This is a genomic window from Corynebacterium glucuronolyticum DSM 44120 (assembly GCF_030440595.1).
GTDB classification, from domain to species: Bacteria; Actinomycetota; Actinomycetes; order Mycobacteriales; family Mycobacteriaceae; genus Corynebacterium; species Corynebacterium glucuronolyticum.
The window spans coordinates 1,947,222-1,963,137 of sequence record NZ_CP047452.1; the positions used below are offsets into that span (position 1 = coordinate 1,947,222).

A 15,916-nucleotide genomic window follows, 5' to 3' on the forward strand; every position below is an offset into this window, starting at 1 on the left:
CTGAGGGAGGATTTTTTGGCTTTTCGACGTTTTATACAAGCATGAAGGGAATCACAAGGATCTTGTAAATCAAGGCAATGGCGAAAGTCGCTGAGTAGCCGGACATGACGCGCGAGTCCGTCGTGTTCTGCATGGCGTACTGAAGAACTGCTGGCTGACCCAAAAGGCCTGCGACAGCACCATTGGAGCGTGTTGCCGAGCGCCCCATGAAAAATCCTGCTGCGAGCAGCGAGCCACAGGCAGCAAGGCACACGATAGCGGACAGCAGAATGAGCTTCAGACCTGTCATGCTGAACACTGCGGAAGCGAACGCTTCGCCCGAAGCCAGACCCACTGCAGCCAGGAAGAGCATGAGACCGTACTGGCGCAGCGTGAAGTTCGCGGTTGCGGGCAGCTTCCACGACAGCTTCCCTGTACGGCGCAGAGCGCCAAGAATCAAGCCGACGATGAGCGGACCACCAGCGGCTCCCATCTGGAACTCGTTGCCACCAGGCAGCGGGATCGGAACAATTGCCAGGGCGAAACCAGCGAAGAGACCAAGCGCGGTGGGCACCCAGTCAAGCTCCGCAGACACCTGTGCGGAGTTACCGAAGAACTCTTCCATGGCGTCGCGATCGATCGTTTCGTGCGCAACTTCGACACCATCGCCGGGGTCAAGTGCAGTTTCCGGGGTGGCGAGAATAATCTCGTCGCCACGGATGATGCGCAAAATCTGTGCCTTGCCGCTCTTGTAGATACCAAGCTCACCGATTTCCTTTCCGGTGATATCCGAGTTGGACACCGTGTACCGCTGTACGGTGACATGCGGGCTGCGGATGCGCTGGAGTGGCAGACGCTGCCCCAGGGTGTGCACGAGGTCAGCATGCGTTGCTTTGTTCGTCATGAAGTAGGCTTCATCGCCCTTCTTCAGCTGATAATCAACGCGACCAAAATGGAGTTTGCCATGGCGACGGATGGATGCGAGGATGTAGTCGCCATCGACAGCCTCAGCCAGCTCATCCCGAGTCATAGGGTTGGTGACGCGGATGAGCACGCCTCGCAGGTCATCCGTTCCCTTTTCCAGCTGATCCTTCTTTGCCTTCCACTCTTTGTTGATGGTGATAAGGACGAGAATAATAGCCACGATAATGCCCGTCGGGTAGCCAAGAGAGTAACCCACGGCCGGATCCGACGACCCAGTCTGTGCCTGCGCCAGAGACAGCGACGGTGTCGAGGTCAAGGAGCCTGCGAAAGCACCGACGCTAAACTCGCGGCTCAGTCCCAGGAGCATTCCGGCGAACACAGCGACAACCGCACCGATCGTCACGGCCGCAACGGATGCAGCCATAAGGCCAAACTGAGCCTTGATGTCCTTAAAGAATTCCTCCCCTGCTTCCAAACCGATGAGATACACAAACAAACCCAGCCCCAGGTTCTGCAGCAGGGTGAGATCTGCGCTCTCTGGTACGACGAAGGCACCAATAACAAGGCCGAGGAACAAGGCGCCCGCGGCGCCGAATCTGATGGGCCCGAATTTTACGGTCCCAAACCACGCCCCCAATGCGATGACAAGGAAGACCGCAATGAGGGTGTTAGAACTAAGCAAGTCAACCATAGTATCTAAATTACCTAACTAACGGCTATCCACCACACCCGTGAAGCAAAAGCCCAGCTCCCCCGAGACAATGAAGCTGGGCGATGCAGTAAGATAGTCCCTATAAGTACAGCATGTGACTGGCCACAAAATGTTCCCGGTCACAGCGCTTCTTGTAGCAGGGAAGCGTCAACGGCTACGTAGCGTTGAAAGGTATTATGACAGCACCTCGTCCTCCCTTCACCCCCTCTGATCAACCCATCAGAAAGTCCTCTGATCCGATTGACGTGCGAACACTCGGCAAGCAGCCCTACAAACAAATGTGGGACGAACAAGCAAAACTCGCCCTCCAGCGCCACGATGAGGAAATCCCGGATACGATCCTCGTCCTCGAGCACCCCTCGGTGTATACGGCCGGCAAGCGGACTCAGCCAGAGGATCGCCCGACAATTTCCGATATCGAGACTGTTGACATCGACCGCGGCGGCCGCATCACGTGGCACGGCCCCGGCCAGCTGGTGTGTTACCCCATCATTAAGCTCGACGATCCCGTCGATGTTGTCGACTACGTGCGTCGCCTAGAAGAGGCGATCATCCAAACCGTCCGACACATGGGAATCCACGAAGCCGGACGAATCGACGGCCGGTCAGGTGTCTGGGTCCCCGCTTCAGATGGCAAGCCAGATCGCAAGCTTGCGGCTATCGGAATCCGCATCACCCGTGGCGTGACGATGCACGGAATTGCCGTCAACTGTGACAACACTCTGGAATACTACGACTACATCGTCCCCTGTGGGATTTCCGATGCAGGGGTGACCACGATGAGCGATGAACTGGGGCGCGATGTCACCGTGGAAGAAGTAACCGAACCGCTCGTCCACAATCTCATCGAAGCGTTCGAAGGGCGGCTGCAGGTGGCAGATCACACCTTCGGCTCCGCTCCCGACCCAACCAAGGGTCTCCCCCATCGTCGACACGCACACGACCACAAGTAGACAAGGAAAAACCATGGCTGAAAAGAGAATGCTGCGCGTTGAGCGCCGAAACTCAACCACACCGATCGAAAGCAAGCCGCGGTGGATCCGCACCCAAGTATCCACCGGCCCGGAGCTGCGGGACATGCGCGAACGCGTCGCCGGTGCCTCGCTGCACACGGTGTGCCAGGAAGCCGGCTGCCCCAACCTCCACGAGTGCTGGGAATCCCGCGAAGCGACCTTCCTTATCGGCGGATCACAGTGCTCCCGCAGGTGCGACTTCTGCCAGATCGCATCCGGCAAGCCCGATCCTCTTGACCGCGATGAACCACGTCGCGTCGCCGAGTCCGTCCGCGAGATGGGACTCAACTATGCCACCATCACCGGTGTCACCCGCGATGATCTTGACGACGAAGGAGCGTGGCTTTACGCCGAGGTCGTGCGCAAGATCCACGAACTGAACCCGCACACCGGCGTGGAAAACCTCACCCCTGACTTCTCGGGCAAGCCGGACCTCCTCCGCATCGTTTTCGAGGCACGGCCCGAGGTTTTCGCCCACAACGTGGAGACTGTACCGCGCATCTTCAAGCGCATCCGCCCGGCGTTCCGCTACGACCGCTCCCTTGATGTCATCCAGCAAGCGCACAACTTCGGTCTCGTCACCAAGTCCAACCTCATCCTCGGCATGGGCGAAACCCCAGAGGAGATCCGTGAGGCGCTCGACGACCTCCGTTCCGCGCACTGCGACATCATCACCATCACCCAATACCTCCGCCCCGGTCTGCGGTACCACCCGATCGACCGCTGGGTGAAGCCAGAAGAATTCGTCGAGCATGCCGAGTACGCCAAGGAAATTGGGTTTTCCGGTGTCATGTCCGGTCCTCTGGTCCGGTCCTCCTACCGCGCAGGTCGCCTGTACGCGCAGACCATTGCCGCACGCGGTGAGAAACTCCCCGAAAACCTCGCCCACCTGGCCGAAACCTCCCAAGGTTCCACTGCACAGGAGGCATCCACGCTGCTCAAGAAGTACGGGCCGAGCAAGGATACGCCCGTCGGTGTGAAGTAAGGCGGGCCCGCACTGTAAACTACTTCCGGCAGATAAAACGACGACGTAAAGGGTGGTACACATGGCAGATAGCAAGAAAGAACAAATAAAAGCTCAGGAGAAGGAAGCCAAGAAAGCCAAGCGCGAACAGCGCAAGCAGACCCGCAAGCAGGTATGGGAAGCCTTCAACATGCAGCGGAAGCAGGATAAGAAACTTATCCCGCTCATGCTGTCGGCTTTCCTCGGCCTCGGTATCCTCGGGTTCCTTATCGGCCTTGCTTTCTCCGCTCAGTGGTTCGGCCTCATCATCGGCCTCATGCTGGGCGCCATGCTCGCCATGTATATCTTCCCCAAGCGCATGGAGTCTAGCTTCTACGAACGCACCGCAGATCAGCCTGGTGCCGCCGCGTGGGTGGTTGAAAACCTCAAGGACGGCCCCGGTATGCAGTGGCGCTCTAAGACTGCAGTTGCTGCCAACACGCACATGGATGTCGTGCACCGTGTCGTCGGTGCCCCAGGCATCATCCTCGTCGGAGAGGGCGAGCCGCACCGCCTCAAGCCGCTCATGGAGCAGCAGAAGAAGCGTCTTAACCGGATCGCCAAGAAGATCCCCGTGTACGAGTTCATCGTTGGCGACGGCGAAGGCCAGGTGCCGCTGAAGAAGCTGCAGCGTGAGATTATGAAGCTTCCGCGCAATTACAAGAAGAACGCGGTCCCCGGCATGGCCGCTCGCGTGGAGTCCATGGATGCCCAGTCCGGCCCCGGCGCCGGTCTCCCCAAGGGACCACTACCCAAGGGGGCCAAGATGTCTGGCATGAACCGGCGCGCCCGCAGGCACGCAAACCGCTCCAAGTAATCCCCTCTGTCTGCACCACCATCCCCCTCGCCCACGCGGGCGAGGGTTCTTTTTTGCCCCATTTCGGGGGCACTTATAGATAATGTGGGGCAAATTTGGTGGTGTTAATGTATGGAGTTTTTCGTGGACAACCCCCTATTTACCCTCGTGGTAATCATGGCTGTTGGTCTTATCATCGGGAAAATTAACTTCTTTGGCATCAAACTGGGCGTGGCGGCCGTCCTCTTCGTCGGCCTTGGCTTCGCCACACTCGCCCCCGATATCGAGCTCCCACCACTGCTCTACAACATGGGTCTGACGCTTTTCGTGTACACGATCGGCCTTGAGTTCGGCCCCGGATTCTTCCACACCCTGCGAACGACGGGCTGGAAACTGAACCTCTACCTCGTCATTCTTCTCCTCCTCGCCACGGTGGCAACCGTTGGAGGAGCGCTACTACTCGGCTTCGGACCCGATACGGCGGGTGGCATCTTCACCGGCGCACTCGTGAACACACCCGCGCTAGCCGCAGTGGTGGAATCCATTAACAGCTCGGGGATCGGCAATGCGCAGGTCCCGGTCGTGACCTATTCCCTGACCTACCCGATAGGCGTGCTCGGAGTCATCATCGTGCTCGCCATCTTCCAGAGAGTGTTCCGGGTGGATTACGAAAAGGAAGCAGACGAGGCAGGGTTGACTCCCCACGAGCTTGAGCACTGGCAGATCGAGGTGGAAGTCAATAACCTCCCACCCGTGGATGATATTCCCGAAATCTTCGATCTGGGGATCATCATCACCCGCATTCGTCGCGGCAAGAAGGAAATACTCGCCGGAACCGGAGACCGCCCGAAGATCGGCGATATCCTCACTATTGCCGGATCTCCGGAGGATCTGAAGAAGTCAGAGCGCCTCATCGGTTCCTTTGTCAGTTCCCGTCCAGACCGCAACAAGGGCTTAGACTACGACCGGCTCGTAGTCACAGACGAATCCGCTGTCGGGTACCCCCTGGCGGAACTCAAACCTAAGCTGCCCGGTGTCCTCATCTCACGCGTCAAGCACGGCGACGACGATCAGGTTGCGCGCCCGGATATGATTCTGCACCTGGGTGATCGCATCCGAATCGTGTCGACACCAGAAAATCGTGAAAAGGCGCGCCGGTTCTTCGGAGATTCCTACACCCAAGCGGCGACCCTCGAAATGCTTCCCCTCCTCAGCGGGCTGCTTCTCGGCCTGCTCCTCGGCATGATCGCTATTCCGCTTCCAGGTGGTGTCTCTCTCAAGCTAGGCTCTGCGGGTGGCCCACTGGTTATGGGCGTCATCCTCGGATCCCTGTCCCGCACGCGACACTTCGTGTGGCATCTACCGTATGCCGCTGGCCGAATTCTCAAGGAGTTTGGTCTCACACTGTTTCTCGCTGGCATTGGCACGACAGCCGGAGCTGGCTTCGCTTCCGCACTCCACGATCCAACGTCCCTCCAGGTTATTGGCTTCGGTGCCATCATTACCATGGGGCTTGCTACGACGGCGGTGGTCGTCGGCCACAAGGTGCTCAAAATACCGTACGGAACGCTCACCGGTTTCATCGCCGCGCTCCATACGCACCCTGCTCTTCTCAGCTACGCATCCGACCAGGCTAGAAATGATATGCCCGGGGCGGGCTACGCCATGGTCTATCCGATGGCGATGATCACCAAGATCATCTGCGCGCAGGCTCTGTTCTTCCTGCTGGTGTGATTAACCGCGAATAACGGCCGTGCCTGTGGCACGGTCGTGGAGACCGCGACCATCGGCGTCGGTAAGAATCGGGGGAAGAATAAAGACCGTGAGAAGCGTGCGTGCCAGGCACCGAAGGAACCCGACGCGCTGCCCCGGCCTATCGATACAGGCGATGCCCATGCCCAAGGCTGCCTGCCCCGGGGTGCGCGCAAACAGCGTGGCAGAAACCACAGAGATAACCGCCCACACAAGGAGTTGGACCGTCGCCTGGCCTCCCAACGCGTGGGTGAAGTGGGTGATGACCGACGCAACAATGGCAGCGATGATCCAGTCGATAAGCAAGCCCCCGATCCGTCGCATCATGGAAGCAAGCGAGCCGGGGCCAGATTCCGCCAAACCGATTTGCTCCCCCGGCCACCGATTCGGCCGCGAGGGGTCCTCATTTTGAGCAGGAATCTGTGGGCCGTTGAGCCAGCTGGAATTCTTGTCGCGCATGCCGATAACCTTACCCGGCAGTTCTGATCTATTAGCGGGGAGGCATGAAGTAGACTCTAAACATCTGTAAGCGACACGCGCGAGGAGAAAAAATGACCTTCAACAATGTGGAGGAAATTCAGAAATTTATCACGGACGAGGAAGTGGAGTTCATTGATATTCGCTTCACAGATGTCCCCGGCACAGAGCATCACTTTTCCATCCCCGCCTCCGAATTCGACGAGGGCGCGGTAGAAGAGGGGCTCGCCTTCGACGGCTCGTCCATCCGCGGATTCACTACCATCGACGAATCCGACATGACGCTTCTTCCAGACCTCTCCACCGCAGTTTTGGATCCTTTCCGTCGGGCGAAGACCCTCAACATCAAGTTCTTCGTCCACGACCCGTTCACCCGCGAGCCGTTCAGCCGCGACCCCCGCAACGTCGCCCGCAAGGCCGAGGAGTACCTGGCTTCCACCGGGATCGCCGATGTGTGCCAGTTCGGCGCGGAGGCCGAGTTCTACATCTTTGACTCGGTGCGCTACTCGACGGACACCAACCAGGGCTTCTTCCACGTTGACTCCGACGAGGGCTGGTGGAACCGCGACAAGGAAATCGACCTGGACGGCTCCTACAACCTGGGCAACAAGACCCCGATCAAGGGTGGCTACTTCCCCGTCGCCCCTGCTGACACCCTCGTTGACCTGCGCGACGATATGACCCGGAATCTCCAGAAGGCCGGCTTCCACATCGAGCGTTTCCACCACGAGGTGGGCACCGGCTCGCAGCATGAGATCAACTACCGCTTCAACACGCTGCTGCACGCTGCCGACGACCTGCAAACATTCAAGTACATCATCAAGAACACGGCAATCGAAGCCGGCAAGTCCGTCACCTTCATGCCGAAGCCGCTTACTGGTGACAATGGTTCCGGCATGCACGCCCACCAGTCTCTGTGGAAGGACGGCGAGCCGCTGTTCTACGACGAGTCTGGCTACGGCGGACTGTCCGACATGGCCCGCTACTACATCGGTGGCATCCTCCACCATGCACCGGCCGTACTCGCATTCACGAACCCAACGCTGAACTCCTACCACCGTCTCGTTCCGGGCTTTGAGGCCCCGATCAACCTCGTGTACTCGCAGCGCAACCGTTCCGCAGCGATTCGTATCCCGATCACGGGCTCGAACCCGAAGGCAAAGCGCATCGAGTTCCGTGCGCCGGATCCGTCGGGCAACCCGTACCTCGGTTTCGCCGCCATGATGATGGCTGGTATCGACGGCATCAAGAACCGCATCGAGCCACATGCCCCGGTGGACAAGGACCTGTACGAGCTCCCGCCGGAGGAGGCCCAGTCCATCCCGCAGGCTCCCGCGTCTCTCGAAGAGGCTCTCAAGGCTCTCGCCGAGGATTCCGAGTTCCTCACCGAGGGTGATGTCTTCACTGAGGACCTCATCGACACGTACGTGAAGTTCAAGGTCGATAACGAGATCACCCCGGCACGTCTCCGCCCGACCCCGCTCGAGTTCGAGATGTACTACAACTGCTAGTTTTCCTGGGGTTTCGCACACCTGCGGTTTTGTGTTTACGCTGGTCACAGTGTTTCTACGGTTGCTGTGGTTGCTGTGATTTCCTGAGTTTCAGGTCTGGACCGGGATTTTCCGGGATCGCGGGCTAGTGTCTGCCACGTTTTCGCCCCCTGCACTGTTGCTAGTGCAGGGGGCTCCATTTCTATAGAGGTATGAGGCAGTTGACAGCGTCGATGGACTGCGATGGACTGCGATGGACTGCGATGGACTGCGATGGACTGCGATGGACTGCGATGGACTGCGATATTCCGTTACCCCCATTTTAGGGTACTTTAGCGTTACCCAGGGTTGCATGTAACCCAGGGTTACATTAAGCTCTCAGGTGTAAGGAAAAAGGAAAGGGCAACAGCCCACAAACCGGAAGGACACAAAATGAGCACGACACTTTCTCACCCCACCATCCACACCTCCGACAAGCACACCGTCAACAAGATCACGGACACGGCCATTGCCACTGCGCAGAGTGAGGATTTCCCCATCGACTACGCCGTCGCGACCTCTGTATACGCCTTCCTCCCCACCATCACAAACCGCAGCCAGGAGGAACAGGGACCCACCCTTGAGGGCGACACCTTCTATGCTGAGGTGCTCACTCGCGCCGATGGTGAAAAGCTTGTTTTCTGGGCTGAATATGGCGACCCCACCGGGGAATACCAGCACGCGGATCTACTCCCCGAGGACGATGACGAAGCAGCCGAAATCGTCACCGGCTGGACGTACAATGTGTGCTCCCCCGATGGTGAGCCTCAAAGCGACGGCGACGGCGACACAATCAAACCCGGCGAGGTTGAGGCTCTGGCGCGGATCATGGCCACCCGAATCGTCGAATGGGCAGATAAGGCCACCCCACTAGTACAGGCCAGCGCAAGCGAAACGGGTTCCGGGGTCGAGATCAATCTTAATGGGGACACGGTCGAGGATGCGCTCGATGACCTCCTCGACTACCTCAATACCGCAGAAGAGCCGGAAAAACCTTTCACGATCACGCGGATGACAGTCGACGACCAGGAGGTCGACAACATCGACAGTTTCGACCCGCTCGCGGACACGGAGCTTGAGGTCACCATTGAGGGCGCGTACGGAGACAGTGATGAGACCGTGCGTTTCCTGGCGATCTCCGAGTGCTAGTAAAAATCATTTCATGTGCAATGCACTTCATTCACGGTGCATTGCACATGATTAATTCGAGATTGGAGACTAAAAATATGAGCACGCTTAATGATGTTGTGGAGCGGATCGTCAAAGATCGTGACATTGACAAGGATTCCGCCACGGGCGCGGCGCGGGAGTTTTTGGGTCAGTTGGAGCGTCTGGATCGTACGGCGATTGACGAGGGTGATCTGAATGAAGATCACGCGGGCGCGATTTATGATGCGGTCACTGGGTGGCTCGATTCGCAGTCGGATGCGGATGTGGCTTTGGACGAGGTCGCAGATGCTGCCGAGAAGTTGGCCGTGTCGCAGGCGGAGTGTGAGTTTTTGGCCAGTGTCCGAGATCAGGCTGTGGTACGAGCTTTACAGGCGGGGGCTTCGGTGGTGGATACGGCGCGGTCTGCTGGGGTGGCGCGAAATTCTGTGTATGAGATCAAACGCCGGACTACCCTAAACCGGGGGTAATTTAATGTAACCCTGTATTACATTCTGGCGGGAATTGACTATAATCAAAGGTGTCAGCAAGGAAAGCTCAAGAAAGGAAAAGGGAAATGAGCAGCATCAACATCAAGGACATCGAGACCACCACCGACATCGCCATCGACCTCTACAACGAAGACATCATCACAGACTGGACCATCAGCAACCGCGACACCGACAACGAGGACGTGCGCATCATCCGCGAGGATGGCGAGACCATGAGCATCAAGCTCCACGAGGATGCTGAGGAGGGCGTGGAGCTTGATGTCACCTGGGCAATCCTCGACATCGACGAAGAAGCCGACGCGGAGTACATCGTCTCCGAGGATGGCGCAGACCTCCCAGAGGCCATCAACCAGATCATCGCCTGGGCACAGGCATAACCAACCATAAGAGAAAAAGGGGATTCACAAAATGCGCACATTTGATAAAGACACCATTAACACCTACTACCTCGCAGCCCTCGGTGTCTCCATCATCCCGGATTTCGAGGAGGGACGCTACGAAATCGTGGAGCTGAAAGCCAAAGACACCTACGAGGTGTACGGGGTGCCGACCCGCTCCGGCGAGAGCTTCGATCTCCGAGTAGCAGCAAAAGCGATGCTTGAGCTAGCTGACGAGATCGACGCCCGCAGCCCCTCACCGGAGGAGCTGGACGAGGATGACCTCGATTTCGAGGACCTCTAACCCGCCGTCCCCGGCCGCCACGCCGGGGTATTCCCTTTTTTGTGAGGTACCGGAATGATTAGTCTGCTTGAGCTGCCCGCGCTCCGTAAGGAGATTGTGTCGGCGGAGAAAAAATTTTCTGGCCACTCCCCAGAGGAAATGGTCATCCACACGAGCACGCTGCGGAAATGTGGCCTGTGGTGGGCATCCCGCGACATGACCAAGCTCGCCATCAGCACAGCGCCGGAGATGCCGGAGTGGACACCTGCCATCGCGGCCCCCGAGCCGATTGGGTTCATGTGGTTTTCTGCCCCGATTGGTTCCACGCCTGACACCCCACCAGCGGGGTTTAAGGGGGACGGCGCCCCTACGGAGTCAGTGCTTGGCGCGGGACGCATTCAGGGGGTGCATTGGTCGCTGCAGGCAGGGCACACCTTGACACTCACCCTGTACGGTACTTGTGTGGACGAGGTGCAGCGGGCACGCACCGTACCCGTCACGAGGGATATTTACGAGATTGGGGTGTATAAGATCATCGCTGATCAGGAATTCTCCCCATCTTCGGGTGCTATACCTCAGCCGTGGGCAGCGAAGGTGGTTCACACCCTGGGGGCTGCGTGGATTTTGATGCAGCAGCCGACGGTGGCCACGACGAGGAAAGCAAAAGGGGTAGGGGGCGGTGTCGGCAAAAAGAAGCCGCCGAAAACGTCGCTTGTGCAGGTGATCGAGCTGCGCCGACTGGCTCACAAGCACAGCGAGGAGAAGGGACATGCCACCCGCGAGTTTCACACTCGGTGGATGGTGCGGGGGCATTGGCGGCAGCAGCGCGTAGGCCCAGGCCGGAAATACGTCAGACCCGTCTATGTCGCGCCGTACATCAAAGGGCCGGAGGACGCACCACTCAAGACGGACCGGGTCAACGCATGGAGGAGATAAGACCTCATTGGGTGGTGGCTCCTGAGCAGGCTGCTGCGGATTTCATCGCGGGCTACAAGACCACCACAGCCCGCTCCTATGCCCCGCAGCTTCGCCGTTGGCTGCACTTCTGCCGGGATTCACACCTTGACCCGTGGGGTGTGAGCAGAGTGCATATCGAGGCGTATCTACGCCGGATGCCGGCATCATCGGCGCAGGGGGCTGCCACAGTGATTTGCGGCTACTACGCCTGGGCACACCTCAATGGCCTCACCGAGACCGATTTGGGTTGGGGTGTGCGTAGACCGCGGGTAGGCCGGCATCGCGCCGGGACGTACGCGACCCGTGAGGAGCTTGCACGCATGCTCACCATCGCCCGCGAGGACGGCGGGGACACCTGGGGGTTACTGTCTGTCCTTATCCTCATGGGTACGCGGGTAGGTGAGACCATCGCCCTCACCGTGGATGATGTGGAGCGCACACGGGAGGGGCTGCGCATCACCCTCCACCGCAAGCCGAATCATGTGGATGTGCTCGACACACCGGGCGGGGTGGTGCAGGCGCTCACACCACTACTCGATGCCCGCCACACGGGGCGGTTGCTGCGCTGGCATGGTAGACCGATGACCTACCAGGATGCGCGTGTCATCGTCGAGGCCATTGCGGAGCGCGCCGGATGCGAGCAGCACATCACACCCCACTCGCTGCGCCGCTCTTTCGTCACCCTCGCCCGCGACCTCGGAGTCGATGACGAGGACATCATGGCCATGACAGGGCACGTCGATGTGACGATGATCGAGTACTACGACCGGGGTAGACGGCAACGGGATGCGGCGGCCGCGCGTGCCGTTGATGATGCCCTCAGAGACGCAAAATAAGCCCCCTACCTGAGACTTTGGCTCCCAGGTAGGGGGCGTGTTTTTGGTCGGTCTTTTTGTACGTACTGGTCTGTATAGACCAGCCGGTACAGGTTTCATGCACTGCCTAGTTTGGGCGTTGCAACAAAAGTTATTGCAGGTAGCAGCCCTACACAAGCCGGTCTAGTACTAGACACCGGCCTGTACTGCAACAAAACCTACCGTACCGTTCAGTTCATTTTGTCCTGCTCATTAAGCCACGCGTAGAAACTCATCGGGGGCGGGGGCGGCCAATGCATACCGTTGGCCTCGAGGTGCTCCTCGACGCGGCGCATCTCCGAGATCGCATAGGAGGCGTAGGAATCATGGATCCCCATTTTCCGCTGCAATTCCGCCACCTGGGTGTCGAGCCGTTCGATGGATGTTTCCAGCCGGTCGATTGTCTCCTGCGCCGACGCGTCGAGGGTGGCGCGCAGGTTCGTGCGCCGGGATTCGCGGGAGGCGAGCCACGTCCCACCAGCCGCGATAAGAGCGGCGATGAGGGCATCTGCTCTATCTATGAGTGCGACAAGATCCACGCGCGAGCACCCCCTCGGCCATGATTGCCGCGCCTGTCATCACCACCACGCAGATCAGAATGTAATTTTTCGCGCTTACCCACCCACGCTCCATATCACCTGTGAGCCACGCGGACACGTACACGGCGGCGAGCAGGACGGTTAGCCCCATTGCGAGACTAATACCCCACTGCCGGGGTTTGTACCAGCGTAGGCCTGCGATCATCAGCGCCCCTGCGGTGATCCACGAGTATGCCCATAGGCGTGGTGGGATCACCGCGACGAGTGGCCCCATCGTCGAGGGCACATCACCGAGGATGGGATCGTAGGCGACCCCGGTTGCGATGCACCACACAGCGATGGAGGTGAGGAGGATGCGGGCGGCGGTTGTCATACGGGTGGATAACCTCACCACAATCACCCCTAGCGTGTGAGTTTGGTGTAGTCACCTGGGGTCGTGTCGGCCGGGGGCGGTGCGACCACCCCATGTGGGACGGTCATAGACGCGATAGCGTCGCGGATATCGTTGACGACCATGCCAATATCACTGATACGGGGGTCGGGGCTGGTCGCCGCGACAGTCACATCCTCATGCGTGGTGGGATCATCACTGCCACGGTGCGTCTTAGTCGCGGCAATGCCGAGACCAACCGCTGCGAGGATGGAGACGATTTTGTCGGCTTGCGCGAGCCAGGTATCTGCCTGCGTATCTGAAATCCATCCTCCACCAACCGCGATGGTCAATGCGAGAGCGAGCACGGCGTAGATGACACGCCTAATCCACCAAGCTTCGCGGAAATTGTTTCTAGGCATTCTGGTGTTCCTCCTTGATTGCGGTTGCAAGAGCTGCGACGGCTTCGGCAAGCTGGTGGACTTCCGCCCGTGTGAGGGCGACCAATTCGATGAGGGTTTTGCCGCCACTTTCGCGGGTGCGGGCGTTTTCGCGGATGGTGTCCTCGTCCCACCCGTTGTAGGTCGGCTTGCCTTTCTCGTCGCGTCCGGGACCTGCCAGTTGGTCGAAAATATCTGAGATCATTTTGGAATCGGCCATTTCCTCTTCCTCTCTTTCTGCCGGTTTTGTACCTGTAAATATTGCTGCGAGCTGCTCACTGGTGCCCCTGTAGGCGTTCACGTCGACGGGGTAATGCCCGGCCACAGTGGCCTCTGACCCGTATTGCAGGATGTCGGGTTTGCGGTCGCCGAGGGGATACGACCATCCGCGATGCTGGTCGCCACCGTCACCCTCGTACAGGGTGCGGTAGGAGCCCTTGCGGTTGCTGCCGTAGTTGGACACCCACAAATGCCCGAGGCCGTCCATCGATGGCTCGCCACCAGGCATCGCCTCCCAATACCACGCGCCAGAATAAACGCCCGCCACCCGGTAGCCGCGTCTCTCAAGCTCCCGCTTGGCCTCTCGCACATGCTCGCCCGTCAGCGTTTTCACGCCTGCGGGGATGGATTCCACATCGATCCACACGCCGAGATCGCGCCGTCCGCCCATTTGGCGATCGATGACGTCGACCTGCTGGGATATGCTCGTCCCCTCGCTCGGTGCCCTGAGATACCAGTATGTCGAGACGAGCAGCCCGGCACGCTCCGCACCAGCCAGATGCTCCCGGAAAGACCTATCGACGTAGGTGCCATCACACAGACGCAGGATGGCGAATTCGACGCCTTCCGCTTTCGCGCGTGCGAGGTCAAAGCCCCGCTGGTGATCCGAGATGTCAATGCCGAAAATAGTCACACTGTCCTCCCTCACAATAGAGGCTGTCGCGCCGGGGCTGGGGTGTGATGCCACCCACCCGGCGGGATCCACAGCCCTACCCCCAAGCCGTCCGGGGGCTGTCCACTCCTCAAAATGCAAATGAGGGCCGGTGGATTGGCCCTCGTTGCCGACTACGCCGATTTGCTGCCCTGCGCGCACACGGTCGCCTGCCTGGACGAGGATGCCGGGGTGGTGGACGTGACCGTAGATGAAATCCCGTCCGACGCTGGCCTGGCAATCAATCCAGATCCAGGAGCCAAACCCCGCCACACTGCCTTGGGGGCGCTCCCGTCCTTGTACGACCACACCATCGGCCACAGCATAGATGGGGGTGCCGTGGGGTGCTGCGAGATCCACACCCAGATGTGGTGATCCCCAGCGTCGACCAAACCCGGAGGACACCCTAAATGTGCCCTCCACCATCGGTTTACAAGGCATTTACCCCTCCTGGATTGGTGTTGGGTAGTGGACCCACAGGCGGGGATCCGAGATGTCACCGGCGTCGGGGCCTTGCTTGCGGTACAGATCCTTACCGTCGAGGACGTGCTCACCATCGAGCCACAACACGTCCGGGTCCCACACGTAGACGGTGGTGATTTGAGGGTGCTGGGCGGTTATGGTGGCGAGAGTGGCATCATCGATGCGGGTGGGTTTTTTGGTCATGCCCCGGTCGCGGAATTTGGCAGTGAGCGCCATCATTTGTGTTTCCGTCTCGCGCCGAGTGGATTCATCGGAGAGATACAGCCTGTATTCGCGGAGCTCGTTTACGGGGATGGTGGCCACCAAATCACGCACGTATTGGTGTTTCTCGGCGGGCTCCGCCTCATTCAGGATGGTGACGAGATGCCACTGGCGGTCTTTGGTGGGCATCTTGCGCCACAGCCCCATTAGCTCGGTCATAATGGTTTTTCCTTTCTAGGTTGTTGTGATTTCAAAGGTTTGGACATCCATCGGTGTGATGGTCACCCCCACACGCGCCGTATTAATCGCCACGGTCGACTGCAGCTTGCATTGCACGGTGAGCAACGCCCCCGGATCATCGTTGACGACGCGGAAAAATTGCGGCTTCAAATCATTGGTGCCGCCTTCCTCTTTTCCGAGCTGGCGTTCCTCACCATTGATGGTGGCCAGCGTTTTCCAGGAGCCGCCTTTCATTCGGTAGTCGATTTGGATCATGGAGACGCCCACGGGGATGGGGAGAACGTGACGGGGCTTGTATGGCCCTGTGGTCATTTCCGAGTTGCGCCACACATCCGCGTAGTTCACCTGCTGTGGCTTAAACACAACGGACAGGGGGTACATGATGGGGGTACTCATGC

Annotated in this window: 19 protein-coding genes; 11 read left to right on the plus strand and 8 right to left on the minus strand. The window is 59.1% G+C overall.

From position 1 onward, the window contains the following. Window positions 1–31: 31 nt before the first annotated feature. Window positions 32–1,594 carry an aspartate-alanine antiporter-like transporter gene (locus CGLUCO_RS08540; RefSeq protein ID WP_005389399.1) on the minus strand — a complete coding sequence of 521 codons (1,563 nt, stop codon included), beginning with the start codon at window positions 1,592–1,594 and terminating at the stop codon, window positions 32–34. Window positions 1,595–1,791: 197 nt separating this feature from the next. Between CGLUCO_RS08540 and lipB the strand changes: the two genes are divergently transcribed. From lipB to CGLUCO_RS08560, 4 genes are all read left to right on the plus strand, one after another. Then, on the plus strand, window positions 1,792–2,568 hold the full coding sequence (lipB, locus tag CGLUCO_RS08545; RefSeq protein ID WP_005395463.1) for a lipoyl(octanoyl) transferase LipB: 777 nt from the start codon (window positions 1,792–1,794) through the stop codon (window positions 2,566–2,568). 13 nt (window positions 2,569–2,581) lie between these two features. After that, window positions 2,582–3,613, plus strand: a complete 1,032-nt coding sequence (locus CGLUCO_RS08550; protein WP_005395461.1) for a lipoyl synthase — start codon at window positions 2,582–2,584, stop codon at window positions 3,611–3,613. Between the two features lie 61 nt (window positions 3,614–3,674). Then, window positions 3,675–4,448, plus strand: coding sequence for a DUF4191 domain-containing protein (locus CGLUCO_RS08555; RefSeq protein WP_005389396.1), 774 nt, complete (start codon window positions 3,675–3,677; stop codon window positions 4,446–4,448). Window positions 4,449–4,559: 111 nt separating this feature from the next. Further along, on the plus strand, window positions 4,560–6,161 hold the full coding sequence (locus CGLUCO_RS08560) for an aspartate:alanine exchanger family transporter (protein WP_005389395.1): 1,602 nt from the start codon (window positions 4,560–4,562) through the stop codon (window positions 6,159–6,161). On the opposite strand, the gene CGLUCO_RS08565 is transcribed toward CGLUCO_RS08560, so the two are convergent. Beyond that, window positions 6,162–6,638 carry an RDD family protein gene (locus CGLUCO_RS08565; RefSeq protein ID WP_070740198.1) on the minus strand — a complete coding sequence of 159 codons (477 nt, stop codon included), beginning with the start codon at window positions 6,636–6,638 and terminating at the stop codon, window positions 6,162–6,164. 92 nt (window positions 6,639–6,730) lie between these two features. On the opposite strand from CGLUCO_RS08565, the gene glnA reads away from it, so the two are divergent. From glnA to CGLUCO_RS08600, 7 genes are all read left to right on the plus strand, one after another. Then, entirely contained in the window at window positions 6,731–8,167 is a 1,437-nt protein-coding gene (gene glnA / locus CGLUCO_RS08570; RefSeq protein ID WP_005389392.1) for a type I glutamate--ammonia ligase, read from the plus strand. A gap of 411 nt (window positions 8,168–8,578) precedes the next feature. Further along, a complete protein-coding gene (locus CGLUCO_RS08575; protein WP_084036576.1) occupies window positions 8,579–9,334 on the plus strand; it encodes a hypothetical protein in 756 nt (251 codons plus the stop codon). A 77-nt stretch (window positions 9,335–9,411) separates the two neighbouring features. Next, window positions 9,412–9,822: a hypothetical protein gene (locus CGLUCO_RS08580; protein WP_143336915.1), complete on the plus strand. Its 411-nt coding sequence runs from the start codon at window positions 9,412–9,414 to the stop codon at window positions 9,820–9,822. A gap of 86 nt (window positions 9,823–9,908) precedes the next feature. Continuing rightward, complete coding sequence (locus CGLUCO_RS08585; protein ID WP_084036578.1) at window positions 9,909–10,220, plus strand: hypothetical protein; 312 nt, start codon at window positions 9,909–9,911, stop codon at window positions 10,218–10,220. A 31-nt stretch (window positions 10,221–10,251) separates the two neighbouring features. Beyond that, window positions 10,252–10,524 (plus strand): hypothetical protein, encoded by a 273-nt coding sequence (locus CGLUCO_RS08590; RefSeq protein WP_084036579.1) that lies wholly within the window; start codon window positions 10,252–10,254, stop codon window positions 10,522–10,524. A gap of 54 nt (window positions 10,525–10,578) precedes the next feature. Continuing rightward, window positions 10,579–11,439, plus strand: a complete 861-nt coding sequence (locus CGLUCO_RS08595) for a hypothetical protein (protein WP_084036580.1) — start codon at window positions 10,579–10,581, stop codon at window positions 11,437–11,439. Window positions 11,440–11,450: 11 nt separating this feature from the next. After that, window positions 11,451–12,296, plus strand: coding sequence for a tyrosine-type recombinase/integrase (locus tag CGLUCO_RS08600; protein WP_159447594.1), 846 nt, complete (start codon window positions 11,451–11,453; stop codon window positions 12,294–12,296). 209 nt (window positions 12,297–12,505) lie between these two features. On the opposite strand, the gene CGLUCO_RS08605 is transcribed toward CGLUCO_RS08600, so the two are convergent. The 6 genes from CGLUCO_RS08605 to CGLUCO_RS08630 form a co-directional block, all read right to left on the minus strand. Beyond that, window positions 12,506–12,853, minus strand: a complete 348-nt coding sequence (locus tag CGLUCO_RS08605) for a hypothetical protein (RefSeq protein WP_084036582.1) — start codon at window positions 12,851–12,853, stop codon at window positions 12,506–12,508. Continuing rightward, entirely contained in the window at window positions 12,828–13,226 is a 399-nt protein-coding gene (locus CGLUCO_RS08610; protein ID WP_084036583.1) for a hypothetical protein, read from the minus strand. The genes CGLUCO_RS08605 and CGLUCO_RS08610 overlap by 26 nt, the downstream gene beginning before the upstream one ends. 29 nt (window positions 13,227–13,255) lie before the next feature. Then, window positions 13,256–13,645, minus strand: coding sequence for a hypothetical protein (locus CGLUCO_RS08615; RefSeq protein ID WP_084036584.1), 390 nt, complete (start codon window positions 13,643–13,645; stop codon window positions 13,256–13,258). Further along, a complete protein-coding gene (locus CGLUCO_RS08620; protein WP_232621826.1) occupies window positions 13,638–14,954 on the minus strand; it encodes a peptidoglycan DD-metalloendopeptidase family protein in 1,317 nt (438 codons plus the stop codon). The genes CGLUCO_RS08615 and CGLUCO_RS08620 overlap by 8 nt, the downstream gene beginning before the upstream one ends. A gap of 81 nt (window positions 14,955–15,035) precedes the next feature. Then, the gene (locus CGLUCO_RS08625) at window positions 15,036–15,497 is read right to left on the minus strand and encodes a hypothetical protein (RefSeq protein ID WP_198481365.1); all 462 of its coding nucleotides are present in this window, start codon (window positions 15,495–15,497) and stop codon (window positions 15,036–15,038) included. 15 nt (window positions 15,498–15,512) lie between these two features. Next, window positions 15,513–15,914 carry a hypothetical protein gene (locus tag CGLUCO_RS08630; RefSeq protein ID WP_084036589.1) on the minus strand — a complete coding sequence of 134 codons (402 nt, stop codon included), beginning with the start codon at window positions 15,912–15,914 and terminating at the stop codon, window positions 15,513–15,515. Window positions 15,915–15,916: the final 2 nt, after the last annotated feature.